Consider the following 15,227-nt stretch of genomic DNA (forward strand, 5'->3'; position numbering starts at 1 on the left):
ACGCCGGGCGCTTGTGGCACTGAGCATGCACATACTCGGGTAAAACGCTACCCGTAGAGTCGCGGATATATCTAATCCGCGACATATATTTTTGTTCATATCCACAGTCAGGCGCTGCCGGGCCGGGTCAGGAAAGCCGCTCGACGGCGGCGTCAATGCGTTCGTCGCTGCCGGTCAGCGCCACCCGGATATGGCCGTTGCCGGCCTCGCCGTAGAACACGCCGGGTCCGGTGACGATGCCCAGCTCGGCCATGCGGCCCACGGTTGTCCATGTATCTTCCCCCGCGCTCCCCCACAGGTACAGCCCGGCCTCGGAATGGCGGATCTGCACGCCGAAATTCTCCAGCGCCGGCAACAGCCGCTCGCGCCGGCTCCGGTACAGGTCCTTCTGCTCCTGGACGTGCGCGTCATCGCGCAGGGCGGCGAGCATCGCGGCCTGGACCGGGAACGGCACGATCATGCCGGCATGCTTGCGGCTGTTGATGATGTTCGGCATCAGCGCCGGGTCGCCGGCCAGGAACGCGGCACGGTACCCGGCAAGGTTTGACTGCTTGCTGAGCGAGTAGGCGCACAGCAGGCCCTCGTGCGAGCCCTGCGCGATGTACGGGTCCAGCACGCTCGGCACGGCCTGCCCGCCGCGGGCGGTGTCCCAGGCGCCCCAGCCCAGCTCCGCGTAGCATTCGTCGGAAGCGACCACCACGCCCAGGCCGCGGGCGTCCTCCACCAGGGTGCGCAGCTCTGCCCGGTCCCGGACAATGCCCGTCGGGTTGCCCGGCGAGTTTACCCACACCAGTTTCACCCGGCTCCTGGTCTGCGCATCCAGGTCCGCCAGGTTGTCCGCCGCCACCGGGGTTGCGCCGGCGAGGATGGCGCCGATGTCGTAGGTCGGATAAGCCACGACGGGGCGCACCACCACGTCGCCCGCCCCGAGTCCCAGCAAGGTGGGCAGCCAGGCGACCAGCTCCTTGGAACCGACGGTGGGCATGACCGCTTCCGGATCCAGGCCGGGAACGTTGCGACGGCGGCCGAACCAATCCGTGATCGCTTCCCGCAGTTCGGCGGTGCCGTGGGTCGTGGGGTAGCCCGGGGCATCGGCGGCCGCGGCCAGGGCCTCCCGGACGACGGCCGGAGTGGAGTCAACCGGCGTGCCGATGGACAGGTTCACCGCGCCGCCGGGGTGCCCGGCCGCTTTTTGCGCGTAGGGCGCCATGGCGTCCCACGGGTATTCCGGCAGCTGCAGGCCGAAAGGACTCATCGAGTTCAGTCTTGGTTCTGCGGCGGCAGCGCGGCGATCAGCGGGTGGTCCTTGTGGGTGTTGCCCAGCTTGGCGGCACCGCCCGGGGAACCCAGGTCGTCGAAGAACTCCACGTTGGCCTTGTAGTAGTCGGCCCACTCCTCGGGGGTGTCATCCTCGTAGTAGATGGCTTCGACCGGGCAGACCGGTTCGCAGGCGCCGCAATCGACACACTCATCCGGGTGGATGTACAGGGACCGTTCGCCTTCGTAGATACAGTCCACCGGGCATTCTTCGATACATGCCTTGTCTTTTACATCCACGCACGGCTGTGCGATTACGTACGTCACGTCCGTCAGCACCTTTCTGAACAGTTCCCACTAGCGTATCCGTTGGGACCATTATCTCCCCAGCCGGGCACGGCCCGCCTAAGATGGTCACGTGATACCCGCTACCCCCGCCGCGTTCCTGGCCGCAGCAGCACCGGGAACGCGCGTGGTGGTCCGGTACCGAATCGAGGGCGGCTTCACCGACGTGCTCGGCGAACTGCGGGCCGTCGACGCCGACAGCTGCACGGTAGGCACCAGGCGCGGAGACGTCGTCGTCCCGTTGCCGGCCGTGGCCGCGGCCAAGCAGGTGCCGCCCGCCCCGCCGCGACGCCGCCCGCGGGCCGGCGGTCAGACCTCGTAGCTGTCCGGCAGTTTCCGCAGGGCCCACAGGGGCGAGAACAGCACCGGCGCCGCGGCAAGCGCGGAACCGGCCGCACCGATCCACAGGGTAGGCACCAACCCGATGGTTCCGCCGAGCAGGCCCGCCAGCAGCCCGGAGAGCGGCAACACACCGTACACCACGAAGCGGATCGACGCGTTCATCCTCCCGAGCAGCCGCGGCGGGCAGACCCGCTGGCGCATCGTCACCTGCATCACGTTGTAGACCAGGGAGCAGAAGGAGACGCCGGCCTCGCCGACGATCAGCAGGAACAGTGCCGAGGCGGTGTCCGGCATCAACACCGACAACGGCATCGCCGCCAGGAAGACCGCCGAGGCAACGCTGGCCAGCGGAATCAGGGCCCCCTCGCCGGTCAGCTTCGCCAGCCGGGGCGCCGCCACCGCTCCCAGCAGCCCGCCGGCCGCGGCGACCGAGTAGACCAGCCCCAGCGCGGCCGGGCCCAGACCCAGTTCGCGCAGCACCAGGATGGGAAACAGCGTGAAGGCCAGTCCGGCGAAGAAATTTGTCAAACCCGTGCACGCGGCTATCCGGCTGATCAGCGGGTGCCGGACCACGAAGCCGAGCCCTTCCCGGATTTCCACCGCGAGCGGCCTCCGGCCGTGCCGCGGAGCAGGCACTTCCCGGTCCGAGGTGCGGACCAGGAACAGGGCCGAGAACAGGTAGCCGAGCGTATCCGCCAGGAACAGCAGCGGAGCCGCCATCACCTGCAGCAGGCCGCCGCCCGCGGCGGGTCCGCCCATCCTCGCCAGCTGCGCGGTGCTCTCCAGCTTGGAGTTCGCCGACGACACCTGGTCGCCGCGCACCAGGACCGGGATGTAGCTCTGGTAGGCCACGTCGAAAAACACCGTTGCGCAGCCGAGCACGGCCGCCACCGCGTACAGGTGCCACATCTGCAGCACGCCCGCCCACCACAGCAGCGGCACGGACAGCATCGCGGCGGCACGGACCAGGTCGGCCGTGATCATGACCCGCCGTTTGAGCCAGCGGTCCACCCAGGCCCCCGCCGGCAACCCGATCAGCAGAAAGGCGGCGGTGGCGCTGGCATTGAGGACACCCACTTGGAATTCGCTGGCCCCGAGCACGGCCACGGCGAGCACCGGGACGGCCAGCTGGCCGACCTGGGCCCCGACCTGGCTGAGCGCCTGGGCCGACCAGAAGGTGCGGAAGTTCCGGTCCCGCCATAACGACGGCGGTGCCCCGCCCGGGTGGGCGGCGCCGGCTGCCGGGGCGGTTCCGGAGGCCCCGGGCGCGGGTAGCTGGGTCACAGGTCACAGTCTCGGGTAGCGATTGGGGAAAGTCAATCATTAGGTGCCCGGTGTCGTATGCTGGAGACATGCCTACGGATCAGGACCTGCAAGCCGCCGGGCGGGCGCTCAGCTCCCCGGTACGGCTGCGCATTCTCCGGCTCTGCCTCCACCGGTCCCGGACCAATAAAGAGATCGCGGAGCTGCTCGGCCTGAATCCGGCCACCTCGCTGCACCACGTGCGCACACTGCTCAACACCGGCTTTCTGGAGGCCGAGGAACCGCGGAAGGGCAACCGGGGGGCCAAGGAAGTCCCCTACCGCGCCACCCGGATGTCCTGGGGCGCGAAGATGCCGGACGCGGCACCGGTGCTGGTGGAGACCTTCCTGCAGGAAATCGACGGCCTGGCCCCGGACGAGATCGAAACCACGCGGATGGGCATTAAGCTCAACGACGCGCACCGCCAGGAGATGCTGGCGAAGATCCGCGCAATTTTCGAGGAATACGCGATGTTGCCCGCCGACGAGGACGGGACTGCTACCTCAATCTTCATGGCGCACCATCTGGACCAGACGGCGAATTGACGCCCCGCGCGCGGGCGGGGCCGGTCAGGCGCCGGCCCGCCGCGGCTTGAGCGCCCAGGCGCAGACCAGCAGCGCCACGATGGTGGCGAAAACCAGCCCGATCATCCAGATCCGCCCCGCCACGGCGATCGGCAGTTCCACCGCCGCCGTGGTTCCCGTGACGATCAGCGGCTCGCCGCCGGGAGCCATCGCCATCAGCCCGACGAGGACGTAGGAGAGGACGCCCGTCAGGCCGGCCATCAGGACGTTATGCGTCTTGAGTCCGGCCCAGACCATCACCGCCAGGGCGAACAGCAGGGCTGCCGCGGCGCCCCACGGATACCCGGACTCCCCGGCATAGAGAATCTGCGAGTGCAGGGCCGTCCCCGCCACCGCCGTCGCCACCGCCCCGAAGACGGCCGTGCCCCACCCGTGGAAGGCGGGACTCCGCCGTCGTGCCGCGCGCCGTTCGGGGCCCTGCCCGGAAACAGCGGAAGGCAACCCGCCGCGGTCTCCGGCGGGTTGCCTCTGCTCTGTCATAGGGTCCAGTTTATGCCCGGGCGCGCGCCCGGGCGGCCTTGAGCCGCTCGTTGGCGTCCAGGACCACCTTGCGGATGCGGATCGACTCCGGGGTGACCTCAACGCACTCGTCCTCGCGGGCGAATTCGAGGGACTCCTCCAGGGTCAGGTTCCGCGGCGGGGTGAGGTTCTCGAAGCTGTCGGAGGAAGCGGCACGCATGTTGGTGAGCTTCTTCTCCTTCGTGATGTTCACGTCCATGTCGTCAGCCCGCGAGTTCTCGCCCACGATCATGCCTTCGTAGACCTCCGAGGTGGGCTGGACGAAGAAGGAGCCGCGTTCCTGCAGGTTGATCATCGCGAAGGGCGTGACCACGCCGGCCCGGTCGGCCACCATCGAACCGTTGGTGCGGTACTCGATCGGTCCGGCCCACGGCTCGTAGCCCTCGGAGATGGACGCGGCGATGCCGGCGCCCCGCGTTTCGGTCATGAACCGGGTGCGGAAACCGATCAGTCCGCGGGCCGGAACAATGAACTCCATCCGGACCCAGCCGGTGCCGTGGTTGGCCATGTTGACCATCCGGCCCTTGCGGGCGGCCAGCAGCTGCGTGACGGCGCCGAGGTACTCCTCGGGCACGTCGATGGTCATGTGCTCCATCGGCTCGTGCACCTTGCCGTCGATGGTCTTGGTGACCACCTGGGGCTTGCCCACGGTCAGCTCGAAGCCCTCGCGGCGCATCTGCTCCACCAGGATGGCCAGTGCCAGCTCGCCGCGGCCCTGGACCTCCCAGGCATCCGGGCGTTCGGTCGGCAGCACCTTCAGCGAGACGTTGCCCACCAGTTCCTTGTCCAGCCGGTCCTTGACCTGGCGGGCGGTGACCTTGGCGCCCTTGACCTTGCCGGCCAGCGGCGAGGTGTTGATGCCGATGGTCATCGAGATGGCCGGGTCGTCCACCTTGATCAGCGGCAGCGGCTGCGGGTTCTCGGCGTCGGTCAGGGTCTCGCCGATGGTGATGTCCTCGATGCCGGCGACGGCGACAATCTCGCCCGGGCCGGCGGATTCGGCCGGCACGCGCGTCAGTCCCTTGGTGGCCAGCAGTTCGGAGATCCGGACGTTCTTCAGCTGGCCGTCCTGGCGGGCCCAGGCCACGGTCTGCCCCTTCTGCAGGGTGCCGTTGTAGATGCGCAGCAGCGCCAGGCGGCCCAGGAACGGGGACGCGTCAAGGTTGGTCACGTGGGCCTGCAGCACGCCCTCGGGGTCATAGGACGGGGCCGGCACGTGCTCCATGATGGTGGCGAACAGCGGCTCCAGGTCCTCGTCTTCCGGCAGGGTACCGTCGGCGGGCTGGGTCAGCGAGGCGCGGCCGGCCTTGCCGGAGGCGTAGACAACGGGAACGTTGAGGACGGCGTCCAGGTCCAGATCGGGGACTTCGTCGGCAAGGTCCGAGGCCAGGCCCAGCAGCAGGTCCATCGCCTCGGCAACGACGGCGTCGATGCGGGCGTCCGGGCGGTCGGTCTTGTTGACCACCAGGATGACGGGGAGCTTGGCGGCCAGCGCCTTGCGCAGCACAAAACGGGTCTGCGGCAGCGGGCCCTCGGAAGCGTCAACCAGCAGAACCACGCCGTCCACCATGGACAGGCCGCGCTCCACCTCGCCGCCGAAGTCGGCGTGGCCGGGAGTGTCGATCACGCTGATGGTGATGGTCTCGCCCTGGGCGGCCGGACCGGAGTAGAACACGGTGGTGTTCTTGGCCAGGATGGTGATGCCCTTTTCACGTTCCAGTTCCCCGGAGTCCATGACGCGCTCTTCGGTTTCGCCGTGGCTGGAGAAGGCACCGGTGTGCTTCAGCATGGCATCCACGAGGGTGGTCTTCCCGTGGTCGACGTGGGCTACGATCGCGACGTTGCGAAGGTCGCTGCGGACGGCGCTCTGCGTCGATGCGGTGGTTTCAGACATGCGGGATTACTCTTCCGTGGATTACATGGAACCTGGGCCTAATATCGGACAGCCAGCGCCGTGCCCGGATGCGGGTAGGCACTCCATTGTAATCCGCAACGCCACTCATGGCCTAACGGGCCCCCGGACCGCGGGCCGGCGACGGGGCCGGAATCCCGTGTCAGGCCACCTCCGGCGGCAACTCCAGGCTCGCGCCGGGAATGGCGGCCAGCAGCTCCTGCGTGTACCGCTGCTGCGGAGAATCGAAGACGCCGTCCGTGGTGCCGGCCTCCACCACCCTGCCCTTTTCCATCACGGTGACGTGGTCGGCGATCTGCCTGACCACGGCCAGGTCGTGCGTGATGAACAGGTAGCTCAGCCCCAGGTCCTGCTGCAGGCCCGCCAGCAAGTCCAGGATCTGGGCCTGGACCAGCACGTCCAGCGCGGAGACGGCCTCGTCGCAGATCACGACCTCGGGATCCAGGGCCAGCGCACGGGCGATAGCGACCCGTTGGCGCTGGCCCCCGGAGAGCTCGTTCGGGAACCGGCGCATGGCGGAGGCCGGAAGCGCCACCTGGTCCAGCAGCTGCCGGACCTTGGCTTCGCGGCTCTTGCGGTCGCCGATGTTGTGCACGCGCAGCGGCTCCTCGATGGTGCGGAAGATGTTGTACATGGGGTCCAGCGATCCGTAGGGATCCTGGAAGATCGGCTGGACCCGCCGACGGAAGGCCAGCAGGGCCTTGGCGTTGAGCCCGGTCATGTCCACGCCGTCGAAGACAATGCGGCCGCTGGTCGGCGACTCGAGGTTCAGGACCATCTTTGCCACCGTGGACTTGCCGGATCCCGACTCCCCCACCACCGCCATCGTGGTTCCGCGCTTGATATTGAAGGACACGTTGTCCACGGCGGTGAAGTCGGTGGACTTCCCAAACCCGCTGCGCAGTTTGAAGACCTTGGTCAGGTCCTTGACCTCGATGACATTGTCCGTGGCTTGGGTTTTCTGGCCGACCGGGGCCAGCAGTTCCGTGGTTTCGACGCCGGCGGCCTTCGCCGACTGGATCCGCCGCGAGGCCAGGGACGGCGCGGACTCGACCAGCCGCCGGGTGTAGGGGTGGCGCGGGTTCTGCAGTATCTGCAGGGCAGGACCCGACTCCACCACCCGGCCCTTGTACATCACCACCACCTTGCGGGCACGTTCGGCGGCCAGGCCCAGGTCATGCGTGATCAGCAGGACGGCGGTGCCGAGGTCCCGGGTCATCGATTCCAAGTGGTCCAGGATCTGGCGCTGCACCGTCACGTCGAGAGCCGAGGTGGGTTCGTCGGCAATCAGCAGCCGCGGCCGGCACGACAGGCCGATGGCGATCAGGGCGCGCTGGCGCATGCCGCCGGAAAACTCGTGCGGGAACTGCCGGGAACGGCTGGCGGCATCGGGCAACCCCGCCTCGGCCAGCACTTTGGCCACCGCGGCGTTATCGGACCGGAGCCCGTTGGCGCGCAGCGTTTCCCTGACCTGGAAGCCGATCTTCCACACCGGGTTGAGGTTGGACATGGGGTCCTGGGGCACCATGCCGATCGAATTGCCGCGCAGTTCCACGATCCGCTGGCTGCTGGCGCCGGCCAGGTCTTCCCCGGCGAAGACGATCTGCCCGCCGGAGACCCGGCCGTTCTCCGGGAGCAGGCCGATGGCCGCCAGCGCGGTGGTCGACTTGCCCGAGCCTGATTCGCCCACTATCGCCACGGTCTCCCCCGGCATGACGGTCAGGTGGGCGTCTTTGACCGCTTCCACGTCGCCGGTGGACGTTCGAAACGTAATCGCCAGGTCTTTGATTTGCAGCAGGGGCGCGGCGCCCTCGACTTCGCGGATGTGCGTCATCGCTTCCTCGCCTTCGGGTCAAGTGCGTCGCGGAGGGCGTCGCCGAGCATGATGAAGCTCAGCACGGTGACCGACAGCGCCAGTGCCGGCCAGAGCAGGCTGGCCGGGTTGGAGCGCAGCGACACCTGGGCCGTGGAGATGTCATTGCCCCAGGACATCACGTCGGGCGGCAGCCCAATGCCCAAAAAGGACAGGGTGGCCTCGGCGACGATGAAGATGCCCAGGTTCACGGTCACCACCACGATGACGGGCGCCAGCGAGTTGGGAATGACGTGCTTGACCAGGGCGGCAAGCCTGGAGACGCCCAGCGACCGGGCCGCCGTGACGAAGTCGGCGTTCCGCACGGAAATGACAGCGCCCCGGGTGATGCGGGCCACCTGCGGCCAGCCGAAGACCACCAGCGTGATGACCACCGTCCAGACGTTGCGGTTGGCCCGGAACAACGGCAACTGCATGATGATGATGGCGCCCAGGATCAGCGGCAGCGCGAAGAAGACGTCACCGATCCGGGCGATCACCGAATCCAGCCAGCCGCCGTAGAACCCGGCGATGGCGCCGAGCGTCCCGCCGATCAGCAGGGCGCCGAGCGTGGCGAAGATACCCACCGTCAGCGACGCCTGGGTCCCGTAGATGATGCGCGAATAGACGTCGCAGCCCTGCTTGGTGAACCCCAGCGGGTGCCCGGGCGCCGGTCCGCCGTCGGAATTGGCCAGCAGGCAGTTTTGCGCCGGCGGCGTCTGGGTGAAGATCCACGGGAAGAGCGCCACGACGATGACCAGCACCAGCAGCAGCGCCGAGATGATGAAGAGCGGTTGCCTCCGCAGGTTCCGCCAGGCTTCGGCCCACAGGCTCAGCGGCTGGACATCCTCGTCGACCTTGTCGGTCGCCAGCAGCGGCGTTTCGTCCAGGGGCGCCACGAAATGCTCGATGGCCTGGTTGTCGCGTTCCAGCGGTTCTCTAGGCATAACGGATCCTCGGGTCGAGCCAGGCATAGAGCACGTCCACCAGCAGGTTGGCCAGAATGTACACGAGCACGAGCACGCTGACGATGGACACGATGGTGGGGCCCTCGCCCCGCAGCACCGACTGGTACAGGCGCTGGCCGACACCGGGGACGTTGAAGATGCCCTCGGTCACGATCGCCCCGCCCATCAGGGCTCCGAGATCGGCGCCCAGGAACGTCACGACCGGGATCATCGAGTTCCGCAGGATATGCACGACGACGACCCGCGGCCGGGACAATCCCTTGGCCATCGCGGTGCGCACGTAGTCGGCGTTCATGTTCTCGATGATGGAGGTTCGGGTCAGGCGCAGCACGTAGGCCAGCGACACCAGGCCCAGCACGACGGCGGGGAGTATCAGGTCGGACCAGCCAGCCTGGGCGCCGACCGTGGGCCTGGCCCAGCCGAGCTTGACGCCGACGAGGAACTGCAGGACGAAACCGAGGACGAAAATCGGGATGGCGATGACGATCAGCGAGGCGACCAGCACGGTGCCGTCGAACATCCGGCCCTTCCGCAGCCCGGCGATCAATCCGAAGAGGATGCCGAAGACGGCTTCGAAGATCAGCGCGAGGATGGCGAGCCTGACCGTGACCGGGAAGATCTGGGCGAGCACCTCGGCGACGGGCCTGCCGGAGAAGTCGTTGCCGAGGTTAAAGGTGACGAGGTTTTTCAGGTAGAGGACGTACTGGATGAGGAACGGCTGGTCCAGGTTGTACTGCGCCCGGAGCTGGGCGGCCACCGCGGGGTTGACGGCCCGGTCGCCGAACAGGGCCTGGATGGGATCACCCGGCAGCGAAAAAACGAGGAAATAGACCAGGAACGTGGCGCCGAAGAACACCGGGATCATCTGCAGGAAGCGGCGGAAGATGTACCAGAGCACTAGCTTCCTCCTTGCGCCCGGCGTGCCGCCAAGTGATGGATCATCAATCCTGCCTCTCGGTGGGATCGGGAGCTGGGGCGCGTTGCGGGGGCCCGGCCGTGGCCAGGCCCCGCAACGCCCGGGGTCACTTGCCGGTGATCTGGTGGTAGATCGGCACCCCGTTCCAGGCGGTGTCCACGTTGTCGACGACGGAACTCCAGCCGACCTGCCGGACCTGGTACCACAGCGGGATGGCGGGCAGGTCCCGCATCAGGATCTCCTGCGCCTCGTTGAAGATCTGGTTGCCCTCTTCCGGCGTGGCCGCCCCCAGCCCGTCACGCAGCTTCTGGTCGAATTCCTTGTTGGAGTAGTCGCCGTCGTTGGAACCCGCTCCGGTGCCGTACAGCGGGCCGAGGAAGTTGTACAGCGACGGGTAGTCGGCCTGCCAGCCGGCACGCGCGGCACCGGTCATTTCCTTCGCCGTCACCTTGGTCCTCAGCTCGGGGAAGGTGGCGTACGACTCGAACTGGGCGTCGATCCCGAGCACGTTCTTCAGGCCGTTAACGACTGCTTCGATCCATTCCTTGTGGCCGCCGTCGGCGTTGGAAGCGATGGTGAATGTCTTGTCGCCCCACGGCTCGATCTTGTCGGCTTCCGCCCACAGCCGCTTGGCCTCTTCCTCGTTGTACTGCAGGACTTCGTTGCCCGGGATGCTGTCGCTGTAGCCGGTGAGCACGGGGGCGGTGAACTCGGTGGCCGGCTGCCGGCCGCCCTGGAAGATCACCTGGGTGATCTCGTCACGGTTGATCGCCATGGAGATGGCCTGGCGCCGCAGCTGCCCGGCCTCGCCGGTCCATTCGTCCAGGTACTGGGGAATGACGATGGTCTGGTTGCCGGCATACGGCTTTTCCAGCCAGCGGCCCTCGCCGAGGTCGGTCTTGAAGTTTGCCAGCGCGCTCGGCGGGATGGTGTCGAGCACGTCCAGGTTGTCCGAGAGCAGGTCCTGGTAGGCCGCCTCAAAGGACGAATAGAACTTAAAGGTGATCCCGCCGTTCTGCGGGGTCCGGGTGCCCTGGTAGTCCGGGTTCGGCACCAGCTCAATCTGCACGTCGTGCTGCCACGCGCCGTCGCCGCCCAGCATGTAGGGACCGTTCCCGATCGGGTTCTCCCCGAAGGCCTCCATGTCCTCGAAGGCCACGGGCGGCAGCGGCACGAAGGCCGTGTAGCCCAGGCGCAACGGCCAGTCGGATTCGGGCTGGCTCAACGCCACGGTGAAGGTCGTGTCATCGACGACCTTGAGCCCGGACATCTCCTTCGTGGTCGCGCCCTCGGAGCTGACCTCGTCGTATCCTTCGATGCTTTCGAAGAAATAGGCACTCAGCTGGGCGTTCTCGACGGCGGCACCGTAGTTCCAGGCGTCCACGAAGGAGCTGGAGGTGACCGGGTCGCCGTTGGTGAACGTCTGGTCCGGCTTCAGGGTGATCGTGTAATTTTGCGAGTCCTCGGTCTCAATGGATTCCGCCACCTCGTTGACCGGTTTGCCCTCGGGATCGTAGCTGATCAGCCCCTCGAAGATGAGGTCAACCACGCGGCCGCCGCCGACCTCGTTGGTGTTGGTGGGGACCAGCGGGTTCTGCGGCTCGGTGCTGTTGGCCGTTATCACCGCCTCGGCATTGCCGCCGCCGGCCTCCGTGCCGCCGCCGCCACCACCGCCGCCCCCACAGGCCGTGACCGCGAGCGCTGCCGCGGCGGCCAGTCCAACCAGTCGGGATGTTCGAGCGAAACGCATGCCGCCTCCTCAGGTACCGTGCTCCATCCGGCGGCTTGTGACGCCGGACCTTTCCGCGCCGGCATGGATCTCAGCCGCGCAGGCTCAGGTGGCACCAGCATAGGCGCCAACTGTGACGCTGATAACAGGCCTTGCTTCCAATTCGGTTGCGATTTGGTGAAAAGAGGTGCTAACGCGGCCGCTGCCCAGGTTTCCGGGCCGGTGTGCCGGGACCGACACGGCCACGAACCCTACCGGGGCGACGGCAACGGACCGGTCTCCGTCCGCTCAGGACAGCTCGGCGAGCTTCGCTTTCCAGTAGGCACGCCAGTGGTCGAGCTGCTCGGTCGACTCGAGCCGTTCATGCTGCACTCCCACCGAGGACTTGCCCGAAGGCTTCTCATAAATATGCACGCTGACCCGGGAGCCGTCGGCCAAGCCGCAGCGCCAGTACCGCCACTTGGCGGTGTCGCTCAACTCGGGTCCGCGGGTGACCGCGATGCCCGAGAATTCCTCCGCCGCACCCACCGCGGCCACCCACTTGTTCCGCGCCTCATCCATGCTTCCGGTGACGGTCTTGCTCACCGAGGTTTGGAACTCCCCGTCGCAGTCCTGGCCGGGCTGGCGCCGGCCGATCTGCTGTTCGTAGGCGACGGTGGCCGTCTGCGCCCACCAGCCGTCCGCGAGCCCCGACTCGTGCAAGGCGGCGGCGATCTCCTTGTGGCTGAGTTCCTTAGCGTTAATTCCGGCCAAGTACTCCTCCACTTCGGCCCAGCTGACGCCGATGCCCTTTTCGATCGCCTCGATATTCATGCTGCGTACCACTAACACTCCTGGATTGCGCGATGGCCGGCGGCACCGTCGCGGCAGCGCACCGGCCAGGGGCGGCTGAGCCCCCGCCGCCATTTCATCATGGGCGGGGGCTCGGCACTGTGGATGGCGGGCTTGCGGGTCTGTCAGTCGCCGGCGGCCAGCAGCTGGGCGCGCAGCTCGCGGCGCTCGCGCTGCTTTTCCGGATCGGGCAACGGCACTGCCGCCAGCAGCCGCTGGGTGTAAAGTTCCTGCGGGTTGCGCAGGATCTCGTCCCGGGTGCCCTGCTCAACGATCCGGCCGTGGCGCATCACGCAAATGCGGTCCGCGAGCACGTCGATGACGGCCAAGTCGTGGGTGACGAACAGGCAGGCGAAGCCCAGTTCCTGTTGCAGGTTCTGGAACAGGTCCAGCACGGTGGCCTGGACCGACACGTCCAGCGCGGAGGTGGGTTCGTCCGCCACCATCAGTTTCGGCTCCAGCGACAGTGCCCGGGCGATGCCCACGCGCTGCTTCTGGCCACCGGAAAGTTCGTGCGGATAGCGGTTGCGGTACGCGCGCGGCAGCTCCACCTGGTCCAGCAGCGCCTCGATCTTCCGCTGCAGGGCGGCACCCTTGGCGACACCGGCGAGGTACATCGGTTCGCCGATGCTCTCGCCGATCGGCAGCCGGGGGTTCAGCGAGGACGACGGGTCCTGGAACACCATGCCCACGTGGCGGCGCAGCGCGTGCAGCTGCTTGGGCCGGGCGCCGGCGATCTCGTGACCCACCACCCGCAGGGAGCCCTCCGCGACGGGCAGCAGTCCCACGGCGGCGCGGCCAATCGTGGTCTTGCCCGATCCGGATTCTCCGACCAGCCCGACCACCTGTCCCGGATAGATGGACAGGTTGGCCCCCTCCACGGCGCGGAAGGCGGGCACCCGGCCCTGTTTCGGATATTCGATGGCCACATTGGTCAGCTGGAGCACCGGGTCGCCCTTGGCCGATTCATGGCGTGAGTGCGCCAGGGCTTCGGCGTTTTCGCGTTCGCGCCGCTGCAGCTCGGTCTCGTCGATGCTCAGCGAGACCCCGGTGGCGGCGGCCAGCGCCGCCGTGAGGTCGACTTCCGTTCCGTCCTCGGGGCGCCCGCCCAGGTGCGGCACGGCGGCCAGCAAGGCCTGCGTGTATTCGTGCCGGGGGTTGTTGAAGATTTCCAACGCGGTGCCGGCCTCCACGATGCGGCCTCGGCGCATCACGGCGATCTTGTCGGCCAGGTCGGCGACCACGCCCATGTCGTGGGTGATCAGCACGATGGCGCTGTCCAGCTTGTTGCGCAGGTTGCGCATCAGGTCCAGGATTTCGGCCTGGACGGTAACGTCCAGGGCGGTGGTGGGCTCATCGGCGATCAGCAGTTTGGGGTCGCAGGAGAGCGACTGGGCGATCATGGCGCGCTGGCGCTGGCCGCCGGACAGCTGGTGCGGGTAGGACCGGAAGGCCTTTTCCGGGTCGGGCAGCTCGACGAGCTCCAGCAGCCGCAGTGCCCGCTTCTTCGCCTCGCTGGGCGAGATGGCATAGTGCAGCCGCAGCGTTTCCACGATCTGGAACCCGATGGTGTACACCGGGTTCATCGCCGTCATGGGTTCCTGGAAGATCACGGCGACGTCCTTGCCGCGCACCTGCCGGAGCTTGGCGCTGCTGAGGCCCAGGATCTCCCGGCCGTTGAGCTTGACGCTTCCGGTGGCACGGCTGTTGGCCGGGAGCAGGCCCAGCAACGCCATCGAGCTGGCGCTCTTGCCGGAACCGGATTCGCCCACGATCGCCAGGACCTCGCCGGCCTTGACATCGTAGGTGAGGCCAATCGCGGCCGGCACCCACTCCTTGTCCACGCCGAAATCCACGCTGAGGTTGGTGACCTCCAGGACGGGTGGTGTTCCGCCGGCCGTCTCCAGTTTTCCTGCCGGCAGCGTCGGATCGATGATTTCAGTCATAGCTGGTCTTTCCCTTCCAACCTGTCGCAGTTGGTTGTGGCTACTGGAGAACCGGTACCCGGTCCTGAAACTATGGGGGCATGACAACGTCTGCTGCCGCCGGCACCACGGTCTTCCGTCCGCGCTCCGCGACCTGGTTCACGGGAAGCGTCTGGGCGATCGTGGCGGTCAGCCTGGCGTCCTCGGTACTGACCCACGGCCCGGGCAGCCTGCTCGTCTCCTGGCCGCTGCTCGCTATTGCCTATCTGACCTGGTGGCTGGCCTGGTATCCCGCCGTCGTTATCGGCGACGACGGCGTGGTGTTGCGCAACCCGGTGCGGACCGTCTCCGTGCCCTGGGGAGCCCTGGCGACGGTGGACACCAAGTATGCGCTGACGTTGGTTACCCCGCACCGCAAGTACACCTCGTGGGCGGCACCGGCTCCCGGCATGTTCGGCGTCCACCGCGCCCGCGCCGATCACGTCCAGGGGCTTCCGGAGACCACCTACGGGCCGGCGCAGTCGGTCCGCCCCGGCGATCTCGCGAACACCGATTCCGGGGCAGCCGCGTACTACGTCCGCAAGCGCTGGGCGGAGCTGCTGGCTGCTGGCAGCATCAGCATCGGAGATGCCGACAACGTCCCGGTGGGACGGACACCGAACTGGGCGGTCCTCGCCGTCGGGACGGCGCTCGCGGTACTCAGCGTCGTAACCCTGGCCCGCTGAGCCGGGCCTCACGGGGCCGG

14 protein-coding genes are annotated in these 15,227 nt (G+C 67.7%); 3 read left to right on the top strand and 11 right to left on the bottom strand.

Going from position 1 to position 15,227, the window contains the following annotated elements:
* Positions 1-127 precede the first annotated feature (127 nt).
* Both dapC and fdxA read right to left on the bottom strand, forming a co-directional pair.
* Complete coding sequence (gene dapC, locus AC5RVV_RS05135) at positions 128-1,255, bottom strand: succinyldiaminopimelate transaminase (RefSeq protein ID WP_494000305.1); 1,128 nt, start codon at positions 1,253-1,255, stop codon at positions 128-130.
* 5 nt (positions 1,256-1,260) lie between these two features.
* Positions 1,261-1,584, bottom strand: coding sequence for a ferredoxin (gene fdxA / locus AC5RVV_RS05140; protein ID WP_127511272.1), 324 nt, complete (start codon positions 1,582-1,584; stop codon positions 1,261-1,263).
* Positions 1,585-1,675: 91 nt separating this feature from the next.
* Between fdxA and AC5RVV_RS05145 the strand changes: the two genes are divergently transcribed.
* Entirely contained in the window at positions 1,676-1,924 is a 249-nt protein-coding gene (locus tag AC5RVV_RS05145) for a putative acetyltransferase (protein WP_494000306.1), read from the top strand.
* Here the strand turns inward: AC5RVV_RS05145 and AC5RVV_RS05150 are convergent.
* Positions 1,912-3,228 (bottom strand): MFS transporter, encoded by a 1,317-nt coding sequence (locus AC5RVV_RS05150; RefSeq protein WP_494000307.1) that lies wholly within the window; start codon positions 3,226-3,228, stop codon positions 1,912-1,914. The genes AC5RVV_RS05145 and AC5RVV_RS05150 overlap by 13 nt on opposite strands.
* Before the next feature lie 68 nt (positions 3,229-3,296).
* Here AC5RVV_RS05150 and AC5RVV_RS05155 point away from each other — a divergent pair, with 68 nt between their 5' ends.
* On the top strand, positions 3,297-3,791 hold the full coding sequence (locus AC5RVV_RS05155; RefSeq protein WP_494000308.1) for an ArsR/SmtB family transcription factor: 495 nt from the start codon (positions 3,297-3,299) through the stop codon (positions 3,789-3,791).
* 24 nt (positions 3,792-3,815) lie between these two features.
* Here the strand turns inward: AC5RVV_RS05155 and AC5RVV_RS05160 are convergent, their stop codons facing one another.
* The 8 genes from AC5RVV_RS05160 to AC5RVV_RS05195 form a co-directional block, all read right to left on the bottom strand.
* On the bottom strand, positions 3,816-4,310 hold the full coding sequence (locus AC5RVV_RS05160; protein ID WP_494000309.1) for a hypothetical protein: 495 nt from the start codon (positions 4,308-4,310) through the stop codon (positions 3,816-3,818).
* A 10-nt stretch (positions 4,311-4,320) separates the two neighbouring features.
* Positions 4,321-6,243, bottom strand: coding sequence for a translational GTPase TypA (gene typA, locus AC5RVV_RS05165; RefSeq protein WP_494000310.1), 1,923 nt, complete (start codon positions 6,241-6,243; stop codon positions 4,321-4,323).
* Positions 6,244-6,403: 160 nt separating this feature from the next.
* Complete coding sequence (locus tag AC5RVV_RS05170; RefSeq protein WP_494000311.1) at positions 6,404-8,095, bottom strand: dipeptide ABC transporter ATP-binding protein; 1,692 nt, start codon at positions 8,093-8,095, stop codon at positions 6,404-6,406.
* Entirely contained in the window at positions 8,092-9,060 is a 969-nt protein-coding gene (locus AC5RVV_RS05175) for an ABC transporter permease (RefSeq protein ID WP_494000312.1), read from the bottom strand. Before AC5RVV_RS05175 ends, AC5RVV_RS05170 begins: the two co-directional genes overlap by 4 nt.
* Positions 9,053-9,979 carry an ABC transporter permease gene (locus AC5RVV_RS05180; protein WP_494000313.1) on the bottom strand — a complete coding sequence of 309 codons (927 nt, stop codon included), beginning with the start codon at positions 9,977-9,979 and terminating at the stop codon, positions 9,053-9,055. Before AC5RVV_RS05180 ends, AC5RVV_RS05175 begins: the two co-directional genes overlap by 8 nt.
* A 124-nt stretch (positions 9,980-10,103) precedes the next feature.
* Positions 10,104-11,747 (bottom strand): peptide ABC transporter substrate-binding protein, encoded by a 1,644-nt coding sequence (locus tag AC5RVV_RS05185; RefSeq protein ID WP_494000314.1) that lies wholly within the window; start codon positions 11,745-11,747, stop codon positions 10,104-10,106.
* A gap of 267 nt (positions 11,748-12,014) precedes the next feature.
* A complete protein-coding gene (locus tag AC5RVV_RS05190; protein WP_494000315.1) occupies positions 12,015-12,551 on the bottom strand; it encodes a hypothetical protein in 537 nt (178 codons plus the stop codon).
* Positions 12,552-12,682: 131 nt separating this feature from the next.
* The gene (locus tag AC5RVV_RS05195) at positions 12,683-14,503 is read right to left on the bottom strand and encodes an ABC transporter ATP-binding protein (protein WP_494000316.1); all 1,821 of its coding nucleotides are present in this window, start codon (positions 14,501-14,503) and stop codon (positions 12,683-12,685) included.
* An 80-nt stretch (positions 14,504-14,583) separates the two neighbouring features.
* Between AC5RVV_RS05195 and AC5RVV_RS05200 the strand changes: the two genes are divergently transcribed.
* Positions 14,584-15,207: a PH domain-containing protein gene (locus tag AC5RVV_RS05200; RefSeq protein WP_494000317.1), complete on the top strand. Its 624-nt coding sequence runs from the start codon at positions 14,584-14,586 to the stop codon at positions 15,205-15,207.
* The last annotated feature ends 20 nt before the right edge of the window (positions 15,208-15,227 follow it).

This window comes from Arthrobacter sp. MDT2-34-1 (assembly GCF_059091365.1).